Origin of the sequence: Nocardia aurea, from assembly GCF_003123685.1 — a bacterium.
Classification (GTDB): domain Bacteria; phylum Actinomycetota; class Actinomycetes; order Mycobacteriales; family Mycobacteriaceae; genus Nocardia; species Nocardia aurea.
Genome location: NZ_QCYJ01000127.1, coordinates 288,781 through 310,962, shown reverse-complemented (window position 1 = coordinate 310,962; position 22,182 = coordinate 288,781). Strand labels below are relative to the sequence as shown.

Here is a 22,182-nt window from a genome sequence, read left to right as displayed (position 1 = left end):
GTTTCCCGCATGACGGGGTGGCGGGCAATGGAACGGGCGTAAATCGGAACTAGTGGGAAATTTCCGGTGGCGGCACTGTGTCCGAGCATGGGAGAGTGGCCGAATGTACTGGGTGGCGGGGATTTTCGCCGCGGTCATCGCGGCGTTCGCGAACCGGTACGGCTACCACCGCGACGAGCTGTACTTCATGGCGGCGGGGCGACGGCTGGATTGGGGATACGCCGATCAGCCACCGCTGACGCCGCTGCTGGCACGCGCGATGACGGCGATCGACCCGGATTCACTGGTCCTGCTCCGGTTGCCGGCGCTGGCGGCGGCGACGCTGGTTGTCCTGTGCGCCGGATGGATGGCGGGCGCGTTCGGGGGCGGACGCGGTGCGCGCGCTCTCGCGGCGGCCACGGTCGCCGGCGCGGCGCTGACGCTCGGGGCCGGGCACATGCTGAACACCGCGGTGTTCGACCTGGCGGCATGGTCGGTGATCTGCCTGCTCACGGTGCGGTTGCTGCGCGGCGCGCCAGCCGATCACGCCGTCGCGGGCAGGGCTGCGTCAGCCGACAGGGACCCGCTCGCCGACGGCCGAGCCTCGGAAACGCACGACGAAGTGACCACCGACGGTCCGCGGGTCACGCTGTCCGGCGCCGATTCGCGGTGGTGGCTCGCGATCGGTGCGGTGGCGGGTCTCGGCATGCAGAACAAAATGCTGCTGATCTTGCCTGTCGTCGTTCTCGTCGCGTGTGTTCTCGTGGTCGGACCTCGCACGATATTCGCCACCGGATATCTGCCTGCGGCGGTCGGCCTCGCGGTTCTGATCTGGCTGCCGTCCCTGCTGTGGCAGGCGCGCAACGGCTGGCCGCAATGGGAACTGAGCCGAGCCATCGCGGGCGGTTCCTCGGGGACCTCGGATACGCCGATCATGTTCGTCCTCTCGCAATTCGGCCTGATGGGACCGCTGCTCGCGCCGCTGTGGATATTCGGCTGGTGGCGGTTGTGGCGGGATCGCCGCTACCGGGCCTTCGCGGTGAGTTACGCGGTCCTGTTCGCGCTGTTTCTCGTCACGGGCGGAAAGGCGTACTACCTGGGCGGGATGTATCCGATCCTGCTCGCCGCGGCGGCGGTCCCGGTGGCGCGATGGCTGGGCGGACACCGCGTTCGATGGGCGGCGGCGGGCTCGGTCGTCGCGGTCAACGCCTGCGCGGGGGCGATCCTGTTCCTGCCCGTGCTGCCGGTGTCGGCGCTACCGGATTCGCCTGTCCTGGCGATCAACTACGACGCGGGCGAGACTGTCGGCTGGCCGGAGTTCGTCCGGAACGTCGGCGAGGTGCGCGCACGACTCGGCCCCGACATCGCGATTCTCACCGACAACTACGGAGAGGCGGGCGCGATCGAGCGTTTCGGCGCACCCTACGATCTGCCGACACCGCATTCGGGCCACAACGCGTACTGGTGGTGGGGACCGCCGGACGATTCGGCGGCCGAGGTGCTCACCATCGGCATCGACCGCGAACAACTCGATCGATACTGCGCCGAGGTCGAATCGGCGGGACGGATCGACAACGGTCTCGGCATCGAGAACGACGAGCAGGGCGTGTCGATGAATATCTGCCGCGGTCCGCGCGTGCCGTGGTCCGAGCTGTGGCCTCGTATCCGGCACCTCGGGTGAGGACGGACGCGCGCGGATCGAACTCGCGGTGGCAGCACCGGTGCGTCGGGGCAGTGCGAGGGATGTACGCGCAGGTCGAACGATGGCGTGGATGGCAGCGGTGCGGCTCGTCGAGGACGTGCGCGCGTGGCGCGAAAGAGGTCCGGGACGGACTGTTCGATCCGTGGCCGCGCATCGATGTGAACGTCCTCGACCTGTGCATCGGCCCGGTCGCCCGGCGGCAGTCCGGCCGGTCCGAGGACGCGGCGGTCGTCGGCGATCACTTCGCCGAGATCGTGTGCGCGGGTGCGGACGCGTGGTTATTCGCGTCGTCGCGCATCGAGGTCGCATCACCCGACGGTGCTGTTATGTTGTCCCGCATGACGACAGGGCAGGGGAGTCGGCGTCTTCGCACCGCGATACTCACGTGCGCGGTGACGATCGGCACGTTCGCCGCGATACCGGGCGCATCCGCCGAACCGATCCTCGCCTCGTGCGCGCAGGGGTGGACGGCCGAGACCGTGCTCGACGGTGTCGGCAATCTCGAGAATCTGGACAGTGACGGGCACGGTGGCTTCTACGTCACCGGAATCCTCGACGGTTACCTGGCGCACGTGGACGCCGCCGGTCGCTTCGAGAAGGTCGTGACCGGATTGGATCACCCTGCCGGGGTGCGCGTGACCGGGGACTCGGTCTACTTCCTGACCGGCGACGGCGCGGGAGAACTGCCGGGCACCCTGGCCCGCTACGACATCCCCACTCGCGCCGTCACCACCCTGCTGACCGGCCTGAACGGTCCGAACGGACTGCTCCTGCTGCCGGATGGGGATCTGCTGTTCAGCAATATCGGGGTCGTCGGTCCGCCGAGCGGCATCTCGCGCTACCGGCCGTCGACCGGCGAATACACCCGCACCTGGTCGTCGCTGCCGTTGACCAACGGTCTCGCTCTCGCCCCGGACGGCATCTCGATCTTCACCGGCAACCTGTCCATGAACATCTACCGGATACCGCTGGACGCGCCGAACGAGCCAACGGTGGTCACCGGGATCCCACGGCTGCTCTCGGTGCCCGACGATATGGAGGCCACGCGCGCGGGCGCTCTCTTCGTCGCCGACCACGTGCTCGGCGCGGTCTACCAGGTGGACACCGTCACCGGCGCGGCGTGCACGATCATCACAGGATTGATCAAACCCGCCCCCTTTCTCCGCAACCCGCCCGACGGCGCGACGTCGGTGCGCATCGTCCGCGACGGTGAGACCTGGTCGCTCTACGTCACCAGCATGGACGGAACCCTGCGCCGCCTGCGTCCCCCACCGGGCTTCGACCTGACCCCGGCCGACTCGCGCCGATAGCGGATCCCGTGTTCGAAGCAGCCCCCATGACCGCCGCCTTCCCCGCCGACGCGGCGGCCATCGCGCGATTGCGGGACCGCCTGGCCCAATGGATGGTCGACAACAGCATCGCCCAGTGGCTACCCGGCGAGTACCCCACCGCGATGGTGCGCGCCGAGACCGAGCGCGGGGAATGGTTCATGTGGCGTGAATCCGGCACCCTGATCGCGGCGGTCCGCCTGATCTGGCGCGACCCGGAATTCTGGGGCGACGACGATGCCGAGGCGGGCTATATCCACGGCCTCATGGTCGCGCCCGAATATCGGGGCCGGGATCTGGGTGGGCGCATCCTGGCATCCTGTGCCGAGCGCACGCTCGCCGAGGGTATCGTCCGGCAGCGCCTCGACACCGCCGCGAACAACGAGGTGCTCAGGAAGTACTACACCGCACAGGGTTTCACCGAGGTCAGGGAGGCGACGTTGCCGCCGCAGTTCCACGGCACCGATCGGGTGATGCTGTACGAGAAGTCGCTCGACCCGGCCTGAACCGACATTCCGCGCCGCCGGGCGCGGGAATCGCGCGGCGACAGGCGAGTTCGTCCGCTCAGGCCGTCGCGCCCAGCCGAGCCAGCACTTCCTCCTGCAACAGCCCGTTGGTGGCGACCGCGTCACCGCCGTGCGGCCCCGGCTCGCCGCTGAGCGCGGTGAACGCACCGCCCGCCTCGCGGACCAGGATGTCGAGCGCCGCCAGATCCCACAGCGACACCTCCGGTTCGGTGGCGATATCGACCGCGCCCTCCGCGAGCAGGCAGTAGCTGAAGAAATCGCCGTAGCCGCGTATGCGCCACACGTCGTCGGTGAGATCGAGGAAGCGCTCGCGCAGCCTGCGCTCCCGCCAACCGGACAGGCTGGAGAAGGACAGACTGGCCGCACTCAGATCCGAGACCGCCGACACCGAGATCGGCTGCGGCGCACCGGGATGGACGACCGACCACGCCCCCGAACCGGCCGCGGCCCACCACCGCCTGCCCAGGGCAGGCGCGCTCACCACGCCCACCACGGGGACGCCGTCCTCGAGCAACGCGATCAGCGACGCCCAGATCGGCACGCCGCGAACGAAATTCTTGGTGCCGTCGATCGGATCGATCACCCACTGCCGTCCGCGCAACTCCACCGCGCCGCCGAATTCCTCGCCGAGTACCGCGTCGTCGGGGCGGGCGTGGCCGAGCAGTACGCGGAGCGACTTCTCCACCGCGAGATCCGCGTCGGAGACCGGTGTGAGATCCGGTTTGGCGTCCACTTTCAGATCGAGCGCGCCGAACCGCGCCTTGGTGATCGAATCGGCCTCGTCGGCCAATCGCAGGGCGAGTTCCAGATCAGAGGAGTGAGCAGCCACGAACCGAACCCTATCGGGCGGCACCGATTCCGTACCGCGCGGCACGCGACCAGCCGCGATCAGGCCGAGGCGGGCACCGAGCGCGCCGCGGTCAGGGCACGGGCCCACCAGTGCAGCCGGTCGAGCATCGCCTCGGCCGCCGCGGCGGGCTCCTCGGGTTCACGCAGCTCACCCTCGGCGTCGAAGAGCAGGTAGTAACGCGGGAACGAGACGTATTCGCGCACGGTATGGGCATTGAGTTCGTTGAAGATCTGGCGCAGATGTTCGATGGCGAGCAGGCCGCCGCTGGCCCCGCTGTAGCCGACGAACCCGATGGCCTTGGCGTCCCACTGGGTGAAATGCCAGTCGATCGCCGATTTCAGCGCGGCCGGGTAGCTGCGGTTGTAGTCGGGCGTCACGATGACGAACGCGTCGGCCGCCGTCAGCCGCGCCGTCAGATCGAGCATCCCCTCCGGGCGCGGCGGATTCGGTTCGATCATCGGCGAGACCGCGGGCAGTCCGATCGGCAGTTCGGCGTCGGCGAGATCGATGAGATCCACCTCGAATCCACCGTGCCGGTCGGCCTGGTCGACGAACCACCTGGCGACCACCGGCCCGAACCGGCCGTCGCGGACGCTGCCGATGATCACCGCGAGTTTCAAGGGCGTGTTTGTCACCGTTGTCTCCTCATGCTCTGTTCACGACCGGATCGGTCGTCGAGATCAACTGTGCGACCGGCTTCGCGAGCCGGGGAGACCGCCGCGAGGGTGGTAGTGGCGGGGACACCCTGGGCGCTCCTATGCTTGTTACCGTCGAAGAGTGAGCGATAACGAGCTGGGACTGTTCCTGCGGACCCGGCGCGAATCGGTGACACCGGCCGCCGTCGGCCTGCCCGCCGGACCGCGCCGCCGCACCCCCGGTCTGCGCCGCGCCGAACTCGCCACTCTCGCCGGAGTGAGTGTCGAATACCTCATCCGGCTCGAACAGGGCCGCGACCGCCGCCCGTCGCCGCCGGTGCTGTCGGCACTCGCCGATGCCATGCGGTTGACGCCGAGCGAGCGCGTCCACCTGCACCGTTTGACCAAGGCGGCCGATCCGGGTTTCAGCTGTACCGGTGGCGCACCGCCGAACCGGGCCGTACGGCCCACCGTCCGTGCCGTACTCGACCGGCTCGAGCCTGCGCCCGCCGTGGTGGTCAATCGGCTCGGCGAGGTGCTCGCCTACACCGAGGGGTATCGGCGGCTGATGGAACCGACCGGACTGCTCGACGACCCGGATTCGGCGAATCTCGCCGTGTTCACCTTCGCCGACGCCCGCGCCCGCGTCGTGTTTCCGGACTGGGATCACATGGCCGACGAAGTGGTCGCCGCGCTCAAACAGGGGCCGTTCCGGGCGGACCCCGCGGTCGCGGCGCTGGTCGACGAGCTGACCGTGGTGGCGGGCGCCGAATTCACCGGGCGCGTCGACACTATTCCGAGCCTGGCCGCCGCGACCGGCGTCACCCGGCTCGCGCACCCCGAGGCCGGTGCGCTGCGGCTCGCCTTCGAGACACTGGATCTCTCGGCCGACGACGATCAGCAATTGCTGGTGTACCTACCGGCCGACGCGGCCACCGCGACCGCCCTCGACACCCTCGACGGACGCAGGCCGGGAGCGTTGCGCGCGGTCAACGACTGAGTCGGCCGGTGTTCGGCCGTTCCCACCGTGGAAACCGACTCACCCGGCCTGAAGAGCCGCCGGTCAGACGGGGCGACTACGCTTGAACATCGTGCATCCTGACGTTTCCGCCGACCTCGCCGAACTCGACGCGACCCTGAAGACGGTCGAGTCGGTCCTCGATATCGAGGAATTACGCCGCCGCATCGATGAGCTCGAACACCAGGCGGCGGATCCGGACCTGTGGAACGACCAGGACCACGCGCAGCAGGTCACCAGCGAACTCTCCCACGCACAGAACGAATTGCGCCGGGTGGAGGAGTTACGGCAGCGACTCGACGACCTACCGGTGCTCTACGAATTGGCCGAGGGCGAAGAGGGCGAGGCCATGGCGACGGCGCTGGCCGAAGCCGATGCCGAACGTGTCGCGCTGCACGGCGACGTGGAGGCCATGGAGGTCCGCACGCTGCTGTCGGGTGAGTACGACAAGCGCGAGGCGCTGGTCAACATCCGTTCCGGCGCCGGTGGCGTCGACGCCGCGGACTGGGCCGAGAAGCTGATGCGGATGTATATCCGCTGGGCGGACCGGCACAACTACGCCGTCGAGGTGTACGACACCTCCTACGCGGAAGAGGCGGGCATCAAGAGCGCGACTTTCGCGGTGAAGGCGCCCTACGCCTACGGCACGCTCTCGATCGAGATGGGCACCCACCGTCTGGTGCGGATCAGCCCGTTCGACAACCAGGGCCGCCGACAGACCTCGTTCGCCGAGGTCGAGGTGCTGCCCGTGGTGGAGACCACCGACCATATCGAGATTCCGGAAGGCGAGATCCGAGTGGACGTGTACCGCTCGTCCGGGCCCGGTGGTCAGAGCGTCAACACCACCGACTCGGCGGTGCGCCTGACCCATATCCCCACCGGCATCGTGGTGACCTGCCAGAACGAGAAGTCCCAGTTGCAGAACAAGATCTCGGCCATGCGCGTGCTCCAGGCCAAACTGCTGGAGCGCAAACGGCTCGAGGAGCGCGCCGAGATGGACGCGCTCAAGACCAACGAGGGCGCGTCGTGGGGTAACCAGATGCGCTCGTACGTGCTGCACCCCTACCAGATGGTCAAGGATCTGCGCACCAACTACGAGGTGAACAATCCGACGGCGGTGCTGGACGGCGATATCGACGGTTTCATCGAATCGGGGATTCGCTGGAGAATGCGGGAGCAGGCGAATTAATTTGCGGCGGGCTGCAATTCGGCCTCGCCACGACAGCTCGACGGGGCCGTATCGGCGTGACGCGCCGTGCTCGGCCCCGTGTCGTTGTAGCCTGTCTGGCGTGTGTGTTGCCGAACTCGAGACATTGCCGGAGCCGATCCGGTGATCGCGCTCGGAACCTCTTCGGACACCACGGCCTGGCTGCGATCCAGTGGGCTGGAGATCGTCCTGCTGATGCTGGGTGTGGTGCTTTTCAGCCGCTTCGCGACCTTCGTCAGGGACCGGATCACCACCAGGATCGACTCCGGATTCCACAGCAGCGACGCGCTCGTGCGATCCGAGGCGGCCAAGCATCGGCACGCGCTGGCCCAGGTGCTCACCTGGGTGGTGCTGACCATCGTCTACGTGCTGGTCGGCATGGAAGTGTTGCAGCGTCTGGGCTTTCAGGTCAGCGGACTCGTCGCGCCCGCGGCGGTACTCGGCGCGGCGCTCGGTTTCGGCGCGCAGCGCATCGTGCAGGACATCCTCGCCGGATTCTTCCTGATCACCGAGCGGCAATACGGATTCGGTGACGTGGTTCGCATCGCGGTGACCGGTTCGGCCGAGATCGCCGAGGGTACGGTCGAAGATGTCACGTTGCGGATCACCACGCTGCGCAACTCCGACGGCGAAGTGATCATCGTGCCGAACGGGCAGATCGTGAAAGTGACCAACCTGTCCAAGGATTGGGCCCGTGCCGCGATCGACGTCCCGGTGGCCGCGACCGTCGACATCACCAGGGTGAACGAGATACTGCACGAGGTCGGTACAAGGGCGTACGAAGACCCGAGACTGAAGCCGTTGTTACTGGACGAACCCACCGTGATGGGTATCGACGACCTGGCAATGGATCAGATCAATATCCGAATGGTTGCCCGCACACTGCCGGGTAAGCAATTCGAAGTCGGCCGAGAGCTGCGGGTGCGAGTCGCCGCGGCGCTACGCCGGGAGGGAATCAGTGAGTCCACTTAAAACGACAGTGATCCTGAGAGAAACGGTGAAACCGAGCAAGTCGACCGCGGTCCTGATGGCAACCTGGATCGCGACGTTCGTTCTCTATCTGTTCGTCAAACCCGATCAGCATCCGCCGATCGGCACGGGTGTGTTGATCAACACGTCTCCGGCGGCGACGATTTCCGAGCCCGCCAAACAGTAGTCCGATCGAGTCCGCGGATCGGGGGGCCGGTCTGGTTACACTGGCTCCCCGTGATCACCATGCGGAACGTCACCAAGTCGTACAAGACATCGACGCGACCCGCGCTGGACAATGTCACCGTCGATGTGGGCAAGGGCGAGTTCGTCTTCATCATCGGACCGTCCGGTTCAGGTAAGTCGACTTTCATGCGGCTGCTGCTCAAAGAGGAAGCACCGACGGCGGGCGAGATACGGGTCGCGGATTTCCGCGTCGACCGGCTACCCGGGCGCAAGGTACCGAAATTGCGGCAGCGGATGGGCGTCGTATTCCAGGATTTCCGGCTGCTCCAGCAGAAAACGGTCCAGGAGAATGTCGCGTTCGCGCTGGAAGTGATCGGCAAACGACGCCAGTTCATCGACCGCACCGTGCCCGAGGTCCTGGACATGGTCGGTCTCGGCGGTAAGGGCGACCGGTTGCCCAGCGAACTCTCCGGCGGTGAGCAGCAGCGTGTCGCGATCGCCCGGGCCTTCGTCAACCGGCCGCTGGTGCTGCTGGCCGACGAACCCACCGGCAACCTCGATCCCGATACCAGCGGCGACATCATGATGCTGCTCGAACGGATCAACCGGATCGGCACCACCGTGCTCATGGCGACCCACGACAATCACATCGTCGACGCGATGCGCAGGCGGGTGGTCGAACTCGACCGGGGACGACTGGTGCGCGACGACGCGAGAGGCGTCTACGGGGTGGGCCGATAATGCGCGCGAATTTCCTGTTCAGCGAGGTTCTCACCGGCCTGCGTCGCAATGTGACGATGACGGTCGCGATGATCCTGACCACCGCGGTATCGCTGGCGATGCTCGGCGGCGGCCTGCTGTCGGTGCGTATGGCCGACAAGACCGAGCAGTACTTCACCAGCAGGCTCGAGGTGCGATTCTTCCTCGACGATGTGATCTCCGAGACCGATCCCGACTGCGCGGCCGAACCGTGCCGAACGCTGCTCGCGGATATGAAGAAGGCCCCCGGCGTGGTCAGCGTCCAATTCGTCAATCGCGCGGCCGCGCTCGACGAGGTGAAGGAACTCTTCGAGGATCAGCCCGAGACGGTGCAGTACCTCTCCGAGACGCGGCTGCCCGCCTCGATGCGGGTCAAGATGACCGATGGCGACCAGTACGAACGCATCTACAACACCTTCCACGACAGTCCGGGCGTGAAACTCGTCGCCAACGATCGTGAATTCGTCGACCGGCTGCTGCGACTCTTCGACGGCCTGCGTAACGCGGCATTCGGGCTGGCCGTGGTGATGGCGGTGGCGGCGCTGCTGCTGATCGCGAACATGATGCAGATCGCGGCCTTCACCCGTCGCACCGAGGTGAGCATCATGCGTTTGGTCGGTGCCACCCGCTGGTATACGCAGTTGCCGTTCCTGATGGAGGCGGTGGTCTCGGCGCTGGCCGGATCGGTGCTGGCGATCGTCGGGCTGTTGATCGCCAAACCGCTGGTCATCGACCGGGCGCTGGGACCGTTGTTCGACAGCAACGTCTTCCCGCGGATCACCGGCGACGATATCGCCACCGTCGCGCTGACCATCGCGCCGCTCGGGATCGTGGTGGCGGCGATCACCGCCTACGCGACATTGCGCTACTACGTGCGGGAATAGCGTCTCGGAGCACCGGTCGCCGGGCGGCGGCCGGTGTGCGCTGTTTCACGGAATTCCGGTTGTGCACATGTGGAGAACTCGGCGGATCGCCCCGGTCATCTCTACGCTGACGGCGCGTGGTCCCGGCGGCGCTCGTAGGATGGGCCGGGTGACTCCCCCCGACACATCCGCGGCTGTGGTGACCGACGAATCCTCGATCGGCGCCGGAACCGGTGCGGCGCAAGAGGTTCTGGGCCGAGTGTTCGGTTACGACGATTTCCGCGGTGATCAGCGCGAGATCGTCGAGCATGTGATCGCGGGTGGGGACGCGCTGGTCCTGATGCCGACCGGCGGCGGAAAATCGCTGTGCTACCAGGTGCCTTCGCTGGTGCGCCCCGGTGTCGGTGTGGTGATCTCACCGCTGATCGCGCTCATGCAGGATCAGGTCGACGCGCTCAGCGCGCTCGGCGTGCGCGCGGGCTTCCTCAATTCCTCGCAGTTTCCGGACGAGCGCCGGACGGTCGAGGCCCAGTTCGTGGCGGGCGAGCTGGACCTGCTGTACCTGGCGCCGGAACGGCTGCGCTCCGAGGCGACGGTGCGGTTGCTCGAACGCGGCAAGGTCTCGCTGTTCGCCATCGACGAGGCGCACTGCGTATCGCAGTGGGGTCATGATTTCCGCCCCGACTACCTGGCGCTTTCGGTGCTGCACGAACGCTGGCCCGACGTGCCGCGCATCGCGCTCACCGCCACCGCGACGGAGAAGACCCGCGACGAGATCATCCACCGACTCGATCTCGGCGGCGCGCGTCGCTTCGTCTCCAGTTTCGACCGGCCCAATATCCAGTACCGCATCGAACCCAAGAACCGGGCCGACCGTCAGCTGCTCGATTTCATCCGCGCCGAACACGCGGGGGACGCGGGCATCGTCTACTGCCTGTCCCGCAACTCCGTCGAGAAGACCGCGGCGTTCCTCACCGAGAACGGCGTCACGGCGGTGCCGTATCACGCCGGACTGGACAACAGGACCCGTGCCACCAACCAGTCGCGTTTCCTGCGCGAAGACGGCCTGGTCGTGGTCGCGACGATCGCGTTCGGCATGGGTATCGACAAACCCGACGTCCGTTTCGTCGCCCACCTTGACCTGCCCAAATCGGTCGAGGGCTACTACCAGGAGACCGGTCGCGCCGGTCGCGACGGACTGCCGTCGACAGCCTGGATGGTCTACGGACTCAACGACGTGGTGCAGCAGCGGAAGATGATCGAGAGTTCCGAAGGTGACGCGGCCCACCGCAGGCAACTCCAGTTGCACCTGGACGCGATGCTCGCGTTGTGCGAGACGGTGTCCTGCCGCCGGGGTCAGCTGCTCGCCTATTTCGGCCAGCCGGACGGCACGTCGTGCGGTAATTGCGACACCTGTCTGACGCCTCCGGAATCGTGGGACGGCACCGTCGCCGCGCAGAAGATGCTCTCCGCCGTGCTGCGTCTCGAGCGCGAGCGCGGCCAGCGTTTCGGCGCGGGTCACATCGTCGACATCCTGCTCGGCAAATCGAACCCCAAGGTGTCGCAGCACGCCCACCACGAATTGAAGGTGTTCGGGGTCGGCACCGATCTGCGCGACGTCGAATGGCGCGGGGTGACGCGGCAGTTGCTCGCGCAGGGCCTGCTCGCGGTGCACGGCGACTACGGGGTGCTCACCCTGACCGAGGCCAGCGACGAAGTGCTGTTCCAGGGGCGTCAGGTGTGGCTGCGCCGCGAACCCGAGCGCGTCCCGGCCAAATCGGCGCGCGCGGCCAAACAGGCCAAGACGGTCGTCGACATGGCGCCGGGGGACGTGCCGCTGTTCGAGAAGTTGCGCGAATGGCGCTCGGCCACCGCCAAGGAACAGGCGATGCCCGCCTACATCGTCTTCAACGACGCGACGCTGCGCGAAATCGCCGCCCGCAAACCGGGCAGCCTCGCCGAACTCGGCACCGTCAACGGGGTCGGCGAGAACAAACTCGCCAAGTACGGCGAGGGCGTGCTCGAGATTCTGGCGCAGGCGTGACGGCCCGGCCGGTTCCGCACTCGACAGATCCCGGATACGGTGTGTGCCGGTCGATGGACCGGTGAGTTCGCGCGGCCCTCGGACGAGTCGACTGGAGGAGACGGGTATGGGTGAGGCACACGGGATCGGTCGGCGGGATCTGCTCGCCGGGGCGGCCGCCGCGGCAGCGGGTGTCACGCTCGTCGGTCTGTCGCCCGCACAGGCCGTCCCGGTGGCGGAGGGGGTGCGGAAATTCCCCTTCCCGACCACGGACAGCGTGCGCGTCCTCGTCACCGGAGACGCGGGCACCGGAACCCGCACCCAGTGGGCGGTCGCCGACGCGGCACGCGAATACCACCGGCGCGCACCGTTTTCGCTGGCACTGGGTCTCGGCGACAATATCTACGAGACCGGACCGAACAGTGCGGACGATCCGCAGTTCGCGAGCAAATTCGAAGATCCCAACGCCGGACTGGATTTCCCCTGGGCGATGGCGCTCGGCAATCACGACACGAGTTCGGTGCTGCCCGGCGACGGCGGTTGGCTGCTGCGCGGCAACCACGAGGTGGAATACCACGCGAATTCGGCCAGGTGGTGGATGCCGAGCCGCTATTACTCGGTGCGGCTGCCGGAACGGAATCCAGTGGTCGAATTCTTCGTCCTCGACGTCAATCCGCTGGCCGCCTATGTGCCGCCGCTGTTTTCGCCGTACTGGTCCGTCGACGGCGAATACATGAACGCCCAGCGCGCATGGCTCGACGACGCGATCACGAATTCGCCCGCCACCTGGAAGATCGCCTGCACCCACCAGCCGTATCTGAGCAACGGCCCGCACGGTGACGCGGGGCGCTACGAAGGGTTCACCTTCGAACCGCTCAACGGAATCCACGCGAAACGGTTCTTCGAGGAATACGTCACCGGCCGATGCCATTTCATCCTGTCCGGCCACGACCATTCGCTCCAGGTGCTCGAACCGACACCGGAATCGAAGGGCACCCGCCAGATCATCAGCGGTGCGGCGGCCAAAACCGTTGGCAACGAACCGGGAACCGCGTCCGGCGCACACCCGGCGCTGTTCGAGAATTACCACCAACTGGGTTTCACGGTGCTCGACGTCGGCGCGAGCGCGGTCGAATTGCGTGTCGTCACCGTCGATCTCGCGTCCGGCGCGCACAGCGAGGCTTTCCACCGTCGTTTCGGATGATCCTTCCCAGCGCGTTCGGCTACATCACCGAATCGCAACAGCATCGGAATCCGGGCTGCCAAACCGGGCGGGACGACACCGACTGAGGCTACGGTGCATCCATGGGATCCGGTGATGACTCCTCCGACGACTCCGGGGTATCGGGCGGCCCCCCGCCCGCCGACACCCCCGGCGGACCGCCGGGCAGGCACGCCTTCGACCCGTCGGTCGAGTCCGTCTGGCTCGGCCGCACCCGTCCGCAACGGCTCGGCAGGCCGCGTCTGTCGACGCTGCTGCTGATCGTCGCGTTCGTGGCTCTCTTCGCGATGTATCTGACCCTGCGCTGATCCGGCGGATTCGGCCGGGCCGCCTCCGACGCCACCCATCGTTCCCGGGCTGTCATCCCGCACGGCCGAACGCGGCCCCGAGCATCTTCGCAACCTACGCGACTTCGCAGATGATCCTCCCCAAAAATCGACAGTTGCGAGGTCTATTTGCCTGTTCGGGGCGTGTGTAACGTGCGATTCGGAAACCCGGAAATTGATATCTGGAGGCGCTCGCCGTGAAGAATCATCTCGTCCGCACGCACCGTTCCGCCGAGCATTTCCCGCGTGAAGAACACCTCGCGTGGCGGGTCGCGGAGGTCGCCGCGGATCCGGTCGCGGTGGCTCCGGAGACCGAGGAGATGATCGTGAACCGGATCATCGACAACGCGGCGGTGGCGGCGGCGTCGTCGACGCGCCGTCCGGTGTCCAACGCACGGGCTCAGGCGCTGGCGCATCCGTATCAGCCGGGAGCGACGGTTTTCGGTGTCGCGGGCCGGTTCTCGCCCGAGTGGGCGGCGTGGGCCAACGGTGTCGCGGTGCGTGAACTCGACTTCCACGACACGTTCCTGGCCGCGGAGTACTCCCACCCCGGTGACAACATCCCCTCGATCCTGGCGGTCGCCCAGCACGCCGGTCGCTGCGGTCGCGATCTGATCCGTGGATTGGCCACCGGGTACGAGATCCAGGTCGATCTGGTGCGCTCGATCTGCTTGCACGAGCACAAGATCGACCATGTCGCCCACCTCGGCCCCTCGGCCGCCGCCGGTATCGGCACGTTGCTCGGGCTCGATACCGAGACCATCTACCACGCCATCGGTCAGGCGCTGCACACCACCACCGCGACCCGTCAGTCCCGCAAGGGCGAGATCTCGAGTTGGAAGGCCTACGCACCGGCCTTCGCCGGGAAGATGGCGGTGGAGGCGGTGGATCGCGCGATGCGCGGGGAGGGTGCGCCCGCACCGATCTGGGAGGGCGAGGACGGGGTGATCGCCTGGCTGCTCGGCGGCCCGGACAGGGAATACTCGGTGCCGCTGCCCGGCCCGGGTGAGCCCAAGCGCGCGATCCTGGACACCTACACCAAGGAACATTCCGCCGAATACCAGAGCCAGGCCCCGATCGATCTGGCGCGCAGGCTGCGTGACCGCATCGGCGATCTGGACCAGATCGCGTCGATCGTGCTGCACACCAGCCACCACACCCACGTGGTGATCGGCACCGGCTCGGGTGATCCGCAGAAGTTCGATCCGACCGCCTCGCGCGAGACTCTCGATCACTCGGTGATGTACATCTTCGCCGTCGCGTTGCAGGACGGGACTTGGCATCACGAGCGTTCCTACGCCCCCGAACGCGCGCGGCGTCCGGACACCGTGGAGTTGTGGCGCAAGATCTCCACCGCCGAGGATCCGGAATGGACCCGGCGCTACCACTCGAGCGACCCCGGCGAGAAGGCGTTCGGCGCCCGCGCCGAGGTCACCCTGAAGACCGGTGAAGTGATCGTCGACGAACTCGCGGTCGCCGACGCGCATCCACTCGGTGCGCGGCCGTTCGCGCGTGAGCAGTACATCGCCAAGTTCCGCACCCTCGCCGAGGGGGTGATCGACCCCGGCGAGCAGGACCGTTTCCTGGAAGTGGTTCAGCGCGCGGGTGAGCTGTCGGCGAACGAACTGTCGGAGCTCACGTTCACCGTCTCGCCACGGGTGCTCGCCCGCGCGCCCCGGTCCCCGAAGGGAATCTTCTGATGACAGGTCTACTGGCAGCCGCTACTTCCGCGGCCGACAAGCGCATCGCCTTCCGAGCCGGACTCGCGTCGGGCACGATCCAGCGTCTCCCCGGCGCGTTCAATCCCCTTGTGGCGAAGCTGATCCAGGAGATCGGATTCGAAGGCGTCTACGTCTCCGGCGCGGTGGTCTCGGCGGATCTGGCGTTGCCGGATATCGGGCTGACGACCTTGACCGAGGTGTCGGGGCGCGGGCAGCAGATCGCGCGGGTGACCGATCTCCCGGTGCTCATCGATGCCGACACCGGATTCGGTGAGCCGATGAACGCGGCCCGCACCGTCACCATTGTCGAGGATGCCGGAATCGCGGGGCTGCACCTGGAGGACCAGGTCGATCCGAAACGCTGCGGGCATCTCGACGGAAAGGCCGTGGTGCCGACCGGGGAGATGGTGCGCCGCCTGCGCGCGGCCGTCACCGCGCGGCGTGACCCGAATTTCGTGATCTGCGCGCGCACCGACGCCGCCGGGATCGAGGGTATCGACGCCGCGATCGAACGGGCGAAAGCCTATGCCGAGGCCGGTGCGGACCTGATCTTCACCGAAGCCTTGCACACGGTCGCCGAGTTCGAGAAATTCCGTGCGGCGATATCCGCTCCGCTGCTGGCCAATATGACCGAGTTCGGCAAATCCGAACTGATCCCCGCCCTCACGCTGGAGAGGATCGGCTACAACGCGGTCATCTACCCGGTCACCACATTGCGGCTGGCGATGTTCGCCGCCGAGGTCGGTCTGCGCGAAATCTTCGCCGAGGGAACACAATCCGGGCTGCTCGACAAGATGCAGCACCGGTCCCGGCTCTACGAACTGCTCCGGTACGAGGGCTACGACGAATTCGACTCCGAGATCTTCGATTTCACTCTGGAAGGAGACCGGTGATGGCCGAGACAGCGATCCCGACCATCTACAAAGGTCTGGCGGGCGTCGTCGTCGACACCACCGCGATCTCCAAGGTGGTGCCCGAAACCAACTCGCTGACCTACCGCGGCTACGCGGTACAGGACCTGGCCGCGCACTGCGGTTTCGAACAGGTCGCCTACCTGCTCTGGCACGGCGAGTTGCCTTCGAACTCGGAGCTGGAGCGGTTCCAACAGCAGGAGAGGGCCTCGCGCCGGGCGGACCGGTCGCTGCTGTCGTTGGTGGCGAAGATGCCCGAGAACTGTCATCCGATGGATGTGGTGCGCACCGCGATCAGCTACCTCGGCGCCGAGGATCCGGCCGAGGACGACAACTCGCCGAACGCCAACCGGGCCAAAGCCCTTCGAATGCTGGCGGTCCTGCCGACGATCGTCGCGGCGGACCATCGTCGTCGTCACGACCTGGATCCGATCGCGCCGCATTCGCATCTGGGTTACGCGCAGAACTTTCTGAATATGTGCTTCGGTTCGGTGCCCGCACCGGAATTGGTGCGGGCGTTCGAGGTGTCGCTGATCCTCTACGCCGAGCACAGTTTCAACGCCTCCACCTTCGCCGCCCGCGTGGTGACCTCTACCCAGTCCGATATCTACAGCGCGGTCACCGCCGCCATCGGCGCGCTGAAAGGTCGCCTGCACGGTGGGGCGAACGAGGCGGTCATGCGCGACATGCTCGAGATCGGCGACCCCGCCCTGGCCGAGCGGTGGCTGCGCGACAAACTCGCCGCGAAGGACAAGGTGATGGGTTTCGGTCACCGCGTCTACAAGCACGGCGACTCCCGGGTACCGACCATGAAGAAGGCGTTGCTCGACATCGCCGCGGTGACCGACGGCCGGAAGTGGGTGCGGATCTACGAGATCCTCGAACGCACCATGACCGAGGCCACCGGCATAAAACCCAATCTGGACTTCCCCACCGGCCCCGCCTACTACCTGCTCGGCTTCGATATCGATATCTTCACCCCGATTTTCGTGATGAGCCGTATCACCGGCTGGACCGCCCACATCATCGAACAGGGCGAATCCAACGCGCTCATTCGTCCGCTGAGCGAATACATCGGGGTGGCGCAGCGATCGGTCGTCGCCTGAGCGACCGGGAGGACCGCGGGCCGCGTCGGCCCGAGGTCAACTCCCGCGCAGACCGAGAGTGCGCAATTCCAGCGCCGCCAGCTGTCTGACGGTGTCGTCGTCTCCGCGTCGCCAGGCATCGACCACATCGTCGGAGTCGATCCGTTTCAACTTCCGCAGCGGCTGGTTCGTGAGCGCGCGCAGGGCGAGCAGGTCCTGCCCCGCGGAATCGGTGCGAAGCCGCGCCGCCGCCCCGGCTCGTCGCATCCATCGCACGCGCCGCGGCAGCCAGACGAACAGCACCAGCGCGATCGGGACGATCAGGAATCCGATCGCGAGCACGAGGGCGAGGTCATCGACGAGTGCCTGCTGATCGGCGCCCGCGTCGGCCATCGTCCGCGCGGCCGACGCGGCGCGTTCGAAGGGCGAGGTCAGATCGTCGCCGACCACCGGAACCCGGTCCACCTTGTCGCTCACCTTCGCGAGGTTGTCCGCCAGACCGGTCCCGGCGTCCTCCAACTTCTGTCCGGGAACGGCCAGTTCGCGCACCAGATCGTGCACCCACAGCGCAGCCCGGACCGAGGCATACACCCACGCCGCCACGAGCAGATCCGTGACGAATTGACGGAGAGCGACGGGGGCCCGATCGGCGTAGACCTTCACCTGAACAGGGATTCCCCGGACCTCGATCGAATAACGGGCGTTTGATTCCCGTTGCCACATCGGTGCTCGCGATGTCGAACGCCACGCTCCGGTGGCTGACGAGTGGGAGAACGACCGATCGCTCTCCTCGTCGCGGTGTGGGTCGGTGGGGTGCCTCGGTTCGTGGGCGTGGATCCGGCGTGGTGGCCGCACGGACGACCGCCATGTGCGCCGCCTCGATGAGCCTCGTTTGTCAAATGAATTAATTGCGGCCTTATTCGAATCCTTCGCGCTCGACATTTATCGGACGTCCAATGTCGATGATTATCGGAATCGCCACGAACAAATTGGTGAGCGATTACGGCAGGATTCGTTGCCGCCCATGGAAGGTGGGAATCGCCGGGAAGTGACGAAATACTGCTCTGTATAGTTGTCCGTTATGAAGGAGACGGGGCGCAAGGTCATCGCGACCAACCGCCGGGCGCGGCACAACTACACGATCCTGGATACCTACGAGGCCGGGATCGCGCTGGTCGGCACCGAGGTGAAGAGCCTGCGCGAGGGCAAGGCGTCACTGGTCGACGCCTTCGCGACGGTGGACCACGGCGAGGTGTGGCTGCGTGGGCTGCACATCCCGGAGTTCAGCCACGGCACCTGGACCAACCACTCGCCGCGCCGGGTCCGCAAACTCCTGCTGCACAAGCGTGAGATCGAGCGGTTGGTCGGCAAGTCCCGCGAGGGCAACCAGACCCTGGTGCCGCTATCGATGTACTTCCTCGACGGCAAGGTCAAGGTCGAACTCGCGCTGGCCAAGGGTAAGCAGGACTACGACAAGCGTCAGGATCTCGCCCGGCGGACCGCCGAGCGCGAGGTCACACGCGAGGTCGGACGGCGTATCAAAGGCATGCGGTGAGTGAGCCGGGCCGCACCCGCGAATAATGGGAATGAGCGGGGCGGTCGATGGTGTTAACATGACTAGCCCGCAGGGTGCGGGCACGTACGGGGCTGAACGGTTTCGACTGCGTACGTTGATTCAGGGGAAGCGTGTCGGTGCAGGCAAGAGACCACCGTAAGCGTCGCTGCAACCAATTAAGCGCCGATTCCAATCAGCGCGAGTACGCCCTCGCTGCCTAAGTAGCAGGTCGTCTCTGTCAGTCCGGGCTCGTCCCTCGGTCCGGGTACTGGCATCAGCTAGAGGGAATTACCGTTCGACTCGGTCGCGGGGCCGGACGGGACATCAAACAGTGACTGGGATCGTCATCCGAGCTTGTTCGCGAGACCCGGAGATCCGAGCAGAGACCTAGCGAACTGCACACGGAGAAGCCCTGAAGACGCGGCGGAGGACCCGGGTTCGATTCCCGGCAGCTCCACTCACGAAGAGCCCGGCCGAATGGCCGGGCTCTTCGTATTCTCGGGTCGACTCACATATTCGGGTCACCGTAGGCGGCGGCGATGTCCTTGGAATCGCTCCATCGGCTGTAGGTGGGGGATTGGGGCCAGCCCTCGGGGGAGTCCTGCCATTCTTCCTGCCTGCCGTAGGGCAGGAGGTCGATCAGGGCGAAGGAGTGGCTGAGTTGTTCGGTGCCACGGCCGTTGGTGTGCCAGGTGCGGTAGACGGTGTCGCCGTCGCGCAGGAAGACATTGACCGCGAATCCTTCGCCGGGGGGTGCGCCGACGTCGGTGCCGAAGGGGCTGTTCGCGGTGGAGTACCAGTCCATTTTGTTGCCGACGCGTCGTTTGTAGGCGAGGGCTTCGTCGATCGGGCCCTGGGTGACGATGACGAAGCGGGCGTCGTAGTTGTCGAGGAATTCCAAACGGGTGAATTGCGAGGTGAAACCGGTGCAGCCCCCGCACTGCCAGGTTTCGCCGGGGAACCACATGTGGTTGTAGACGATCAGTTGCGATCTGCCGTCGAAGAGATCCGCCAGCCGGACCGGTCCCTTCTCGCCCTCGAGCGTGTAATCGGGCATCTCGACCATCGGCAGGCGACGTCGCTGGGCGGCGATCGCGTCGAATTCCCTGGTCGCGGCCTTCTCCCTGATGCGCAGCGCGTCGAGTTCACGCTGCCAGGTATCGGCGTCGACGACGGGCGGCAGTGCTTCGGTGCTCATGGGGTCCTCCCTGACCGTATTCGCAGAGTGCGTGCTGTTGGTATAGACGTCGCGCACCGATGGAAGTCATCGGTGACCCGCTGCTTCGCCCGTCGGGATCCTCGACTCTCTTCAGCCGCTGCCCGCGAACACCTTCACGCGTTCGAGACCTCCCACCGGGCACTGACAGGGACAGCCGGCATTTTGGGGCCGCAAAGAAGAGTTTGCGCTCCGGTGTGCGGGACGATGCCGACAATGAACTTGTCGCCGAGTCGTTCGGCAAGGTGACGGAGGTGGCGGAAGTTGTCGGGGCCCACCGTGGAAGCGGCTTTGCGCCACTTGGTCTCGCGTCCTCTCGCGACGAGGCGCACGAGGGTGCTCTCGCCGCTCTGCCTCGCTCCTTGGACGACAACGACACGGGTGTCCGTGACGGCATCGGCGACCGCCGCCTCCGAGTGACGCGGATCGGCGTGTCAGTTCGGTCGCCGCTCCTGTGGCAATTCGGTCGGAACCCGGTGGGGTAACACACGGGCGGTGTTCCGCCTGGCGCGCTGCTGAAAGCGGGTGACGGGCCGGCGGTCGGTCGAACAGTGCGCGGTGCGGCCGCCGAGCGTGGCCGACTCGGTACGCGCGACCTCGCGGTCTGTGTCAGGGAACGCGGGGAGGGTGGTCCGGCACGACCAACTGGCCGATCTTCACCCCGATCGGCACCGCGTTATCGGTGTTCGCGTCGGAGGTGGGGCCGAGGGTGGCGTAGACGACGATGGTCGTCTCGGTGACGGGGTCGTAGAGGGCGACGCCGTGGTAGCCGCCGAAGGCGGGGTTCATGAAGAGCCAGCGGTCGAGATGGACGACGCCGAAGGCGAAGTATCGGTCGGTGGTCATGGGGCCTAGGCCGGCCGTGGACGGCGCCATCATCGCGGTGAATCGGTCCTCGGTGAGGAGTTTCCCGGTGCCGAGCGCGCGGACCCATGTCGCGATGTCGGTGACGGTGGAGTTCATGTTCCCGCTGTGCAGGAAGGCGGTGGGGTTCCAGAAGGTGGAGTCCTCGAATACTTTTCGCTCGTTGGTGTAGCCGTGCAGGATCGGTTCGGCCATCCGGGGGGTGAGCGCGACTGTGCTGTCGTGCATGTCCAGCGGGGTCAGGACGTGTTGGTCGATCAGATCGCCGAGAGGGCGATTCGTCGCCTTCTCCATGACGACGCCGAGGAGGACGAGGTCGCTGTGCGCGTAGGCCCAGTCGGTGCCCGGCGGAAAGAGGGGCGGGCGGGCGACGGCGAGTGCGAGGATCTCCGGTGCGGTCCAGGCGTGCATGGGGTTGGCGTAGAAGCGTTCCGTGAAGGCGGGGTCGGTGACGTAGTCGGCGATGCCGGAGGTGGCGTTGGCGAGCATGCGCGGGGTGATCTCGTCGGCACGCGGGAAGTCGGGGACCCAGGCGGAGATGGGGCGGTCGAGGGGGACTTCGCCGGTTCGGTCGAGTTGCCACAGGACGGTCGACACCATCGGTTCCATTGGCTGACCCACTCGCAGTTGCATGGCGGTGGTCGCGGGGACGCCCAGGGGTGAACCGCCGAGTGCGCCGAGGGCGATCTGCTCGTCACCGCGCCATACGCCGTAGACGGCGGCGCTGAGGTCGAGTCGGGTCATCTCGGCGCGGACGATATCGGTGATGCCCGTGGCTTGCGGACTGTCCGGCGCCGAGGCTGGCGATATGGGGGAGGTGGTGGTTCGGCCCGCGGTGGTCCCGCCGGTCGATTCGCACGCGAGGGTCGACGTCGTCAGGACGATCGCGAGTGTCGCGCACAGTAGGAGACGGGTGTTGCGCATGCTCATCACGGCGAACCCTTCCGGTGGGGGGCGCCCCGAGCAGTGATTGTCGAATGTACGCCCCTTGTGGCGTGGGGATCGTGGTTTTCGTGGGGTTGCCGCCGGGTGGTCACCTTCGGCCGGATCACGCGGTCATCGGATGACGACATCGGCCGGATTACGAATACGAGTGGTCGATATCCGGTCGAGGAAATCGCGGAACAGCTCGGTGTCGAATGTCTGAAATGTCGGGTCGATACCTCCGTCGATTCGTGAACGGCATCGCCATCGGTAATCCCGCGATAACCTCCGTCCGGAAGAATCGCCGCAACC

At 66.6% G+C, this 22,182-nt stretch carries 21 protein-coding genes and 1 other RNA gene; 17 read left to right on the top strand and 5 right to left on the bottom strand.

Annotation, left to right across the window (positions count from 1 at the left end; translation table 11 throughout):
• Positions 1–103: 103 nt before the first annotated feature.
• From DAT37_RS30335 to DAT37_RS30325, 3 genes are all read left to right on the top strand, one after another.
• Positions 104–1,660 (top strand): hypothetical protein, encoded by a 1,557-nt coding sequence (locus DAT37_RS30335; RefSeq protein WP_109528287.1) that lies wholly within the window; start codon positions 104–106, stop codon positions 1,658–1,660.
• Positions 1,661–1,722: 62 nt separating this feature from the next.
• Positions 1,723–2,991: an NHL repeat-containing protein gene (locus DAT37_RS30330; RefSeq protein ID WP_232840084.1), complete on the top strand. Its 1,269-nt coding sequence runs from the start codon at positions 1,723–1,725 to the stop codon at positions 2,989–2,991.
• Between the two features lie 26 nt (positions 2,992–3,017).
• Positions 3,018–3,515, top strand: a complete 498-nt coding sequence (locus tag DAT37_RS30325; protein WP_109528286.1) for a GNAT family N-acetyltransferase — start codon at positions 3,018–3,020, stop codon at positions 3,513–3,515.
• Between the two features lie 58 nt (positions 3,516–3,573).
• Here the strand turns inward: DAT37_RS30325 and hisN are convergent, their stop codons facing one another.
• Both hisN and DAT37_RS30315 read right to left on the bottom strand, forming a co-directional pair.
• Positions 3,574–4,365 (bottom strand): histidinol-phosphatase, encoded by a 792-nt coding sequence (hisN, locus tag DAT37_RS30320; RefSeq protein ID WP_109528579.1) that lies wholly within the window; start codon positions 4,363–4,365, stop codon positions 3,574–3,576.
• A 59-nt stretch (positions 4,366–4,424) separates the two neighbouring features.
• A complete protein-coding gene (locus tag DAT37_RS30315; protein WP_109528285.1) occupies positions 4,425–5,021 on the bottom strand; it encodes an NADPH-dependent FMN reductase in 597 nt (198 codons plus the stop codon).
• A gap of 142 nt (positions 5,022–5,163) precedes the next feature.
• On the opposite strand from DAT37_RS30315, the gene DAT37_RS30310 reads away from it, so the two are divergent.
• The 12 genes from DAT37_RS30310 (at position 5,164) to DAT37_RS30260 (ending at position 17,332) form a co-directional block, all read left to right on the top strand.
• Positions 5,164–6,021 (top strand): helix-turn-helix domain-containing protein, encoded by an 858-nt coding sequence (locus tag DAT37_RS30310; RefSeq protein ID WP_109528284.1) that lies wholly within the window; start codon positions 5,164–5,166, stop codon positions 6,019–6,021.
• A gap of 91 nt (positions 6,022–6,112) precedes the next feature.
• The gene (gene prfB / locus DAT37_RS30305; protein ID WP_109528578.1) at positions 6,113–7,228 is read left to right on the top strand and encodes a peptide chain release factor 2; all 1,116 of its coding nucleotides are present in this window, start codon (positions 6,113–6,115) and stop codon (positions 7,226–7,228) included.
• A 213-nt stretch (positions 7,229–7,441) separates the two neighbouring features.
• Complete coding sequence (locus DAT37_RS30300; protein WP_109528577.1) at positions 7,442–8,218, top strand: mechanosensitive ion channel family protein; 777 nt, start codon at positions 7,442–7,444, stop codon at positions 8,216–8,218.
• Positions 8,219–8,273: 55 nt separating this feature from the next.
• The gene (locus tag DAT37_RS46150) at positions 8,274–8,402 is read left to right on the top strand and encodes a hypothetical protein (protein WP_256461405.1); all 129 of its coding nucleotides are present in this window, start codon (positions 8,274–8,276) and stop codon (positions 8,400–8,402) included.
• Positions 8,403–8,452: 50 nt separating this feature from the next.
• On the top strand, positions 8,453–9,142 hold the full coding sequence (gene ftsE, locus DAT37_RS30295; RefSeq protein WP_109528283.1) for a cell division ATP-binding protein FtsE: 690 nt from the start codon (positions 8,453–8,455) through the stop codon (positions 9,140–9,142).
• The gene (gene ftsX / locus DAT37_RS30290; RefSeq protein WP_109528282.1) at positions 9,142–10,044 is read left to right on the top strand and encodes a permease-like cell division protein FtsX; all 903 of its coding nucleotides are present in this window, start codon (positions 9,142–9,144) and stop codon (positions 10,042–10,044) included. The genes ftsE and ftsX overlap by 1 nt, the downstream gene beginning before the upstream one ends.
• Before the next feature lie 139 nt (positions 10,045–10,183).
• Entirely contained in the window at positions 10,184–12,067 is a 1,884-nt protein-coding gene (gene recQ, locus DAT37_RS30285) for a DNA helicase RecQ (protein WP_109528281.1), read from the top strand.
• Positions 12,068–12,173: 106 nt separating this feature from the next.
• Positions 12,174–13,250: a metallophosphoesterase gene (locus DAT37_RS30280; RefSeq protein ID WP_109528280.1), complete on the top strand. Its 1,077-nt coding sequence runs from the start codon at positions 12,174–12,176 to the stop codon at positions 13,248–13,250.
• 101 nt (positions 13,251–13,351) lie between these two features.
• Positions 13,352–13,576: a hypothetical protein gene (locus DAT37_RS30275; protein ID WP_109528279.1), complete on the top strand. Its 225-nt coding sequence runs from the start codon at positions 13,352–13,354 to the stop codon at positions 13,574–13,576.
• A 215-nt stretch (positions 13,577–13,791) separates the two neighbouring features.
• The gene (prpD, locus tag DAT37_RS30270; RefSeq protein WP_109528278.1) at positions 13,792–15,294 is read left to right on the top strand and encodes a 2-methylcitrate dehydratase PrpD; all 1,503 of its coding nucleotides are present in this window, start codon (positions 13,792–13,794) and stop codon (positions 15,292–15,294) included.
• Positions 15,294–16,208, top strand: a complete 915-nt coding sequence (prpB, locus tag DAT37_RS30265) for a methylisocitrate lyase (protein ID WP_109528277.1) — start codon at positions 15,294–15,296, stop codon at positions 16,206–16,208. The genes prpD and prpB overlap by 1 nt, the downstream gene beginning before the upstream one ends.
• A complete protein-coding gene (locus DAT37_RS30260; RefSeq protein WP_109528276.1) occupies positions 16,208–17,332 on the top strand; it encodes a bifunctional 2-methylcitrate synthase/citrate synthase in 1,125 nt (374 codons plus the stop codon). The genes prpB and DAT37_RS30260 overlap by 1 nt, the downstream gene beginning before the upstream one ends.
• A gap of 36 nt (positions 17,333–17,368) precedes the next feature.
• On the opposite strand, the gene DAT37_RS30255 is transcribed toward DAT37_RS30260, so the two are convergent.
• Positions 17,369–17,974, bottom strand: a complete 606-nt coding sequence (locus DAT37_RS30255) for a hypothetical protein (RefSeq protein ID WP_109528275.1) — start codon at positions 17,972–17,974, stop codon at positions 17,369–17,371.
• A gap of 418 nt (positions 17,975–18,392) precedes the next feature.
• On the opposite strand from DAT37_RS30255, the gene smpB reads away from it, so the two are divergent.
• Entirely contained in the window at positions 18,393–18,866 is a 474-nt protein-coding gene (gene smpB / locus DAT37_RS30250) for an SsrA-binding protein SmpB (protein WP_109528274.1), read from the top strand.
• A gap of 88 nt (positions 18,867–18,954) precedes the next feature.
• Positions 18,955–19,326, top strand: a transfer-messenger RNA (tmRNA) gene (ssrA, locus tag DAT37_RS30245).
• 48 nt (positions 19,327–19,374) lie between these two features.
• Here ssrA and DAT37_RS30240 read toward each other — a convergent pair.
• The gene (locus DAT37_RS30240) at positions 19,375–20,064 is read right to left on the bottom strand and encodes a DUF899 domain-containing protein (RefSeq protein WP_109528273.1); all 690 of its coding nucleotides are present in this window, start codon (positions 20,062–20,064) and stop codon (positions 19,375–19,377) included.
• A 627-nt stretch (positions 20,065–20,691) separates the two neighbouring features.
• On the bottom strand, positions 20,692–21,870 hold the full coding sequence (locus DAT37_RS30230) for a serine hydrolase domain-containing protein (RefSeq protein WP_408637462.1): 1,179 nt from the start codon (positions 21,868–21,870) through the stop codon (positions 20,692–20,694).
• Positions 21,871–22,182 lie beyond the last annotated feature (312 nt).